Consider the following 559-nt stretch of genomic DNA (forward strand, 5'->3'; position numbering starts at 1 on the left):
TCGACTGTTGAAGCGGAAGGAATCGATCAAATATCGTACAGACAAGCATTATTAATTGGATTGTATCAATGTCTCGCCTTATGGCCGGGGTTCTCGAGATCCGGTGCAACAATCGCAGGAGGCTTGTTGTCGAGTGTCAGTTACCGAGCAGCGACGAATTTTTCTTTCTTGATTGCTATACCCATGATGTGTGCAGCAAGTGGATACGAGTTGCTTAAAAGCTACGATACCCTATCTTCTTCGGATATCGTTTTTTTTGTAACAGGGTTCATTACCGCCTTTATCGTAGCGCTAGTTGCGGTCATCACGTTTTTGAAATTACTCGAACGGTTTAAGCTTGCGCCTTTTGCGTATTATCGGTTTGCGCTTGCTGCCGTATTCTTGGTGTACATGTTGATGACAGCATGACAACACATCCCTGATGAAATAGCGGGAAAGATAATTGCTCGGAATTATAATCAATCAATTGTTCCGTTAACCTAGATCGAAAGGGGTAAACATATGTCGACAATAAAACAAAGTAATAGTTTGAATCAATTACTTAGTAAGGTGCCTCAAG

At 41.9% G+C, this 559-nt stretch carries 1 protein-coding gene; it reads left to right on the forward strand.

The window, feature by feature from the left end:
* A partial coding sequence (locus PKO01S_RS28575; RefSeq protein WP_164779850.1) for an undecaprenyl-diphosphate phosphatase occupies positions 1-408 on the forward strand: 408 nt, incomplete at its 5' end.
* Positions 409-559: the final 151 nt, after the last annotated feature.

The sequence above is a fragment of the Paenibacillus kobensis NBRC 15729 genome (assembly GCF_004000825.1).
GTDB classification, from domain to species: Bacteria; Bacillota; Bacilli; order Paenibacillales; family Paenibacillaceae; genus Paenibacillus_T; species Paenibacillus_T kobensis.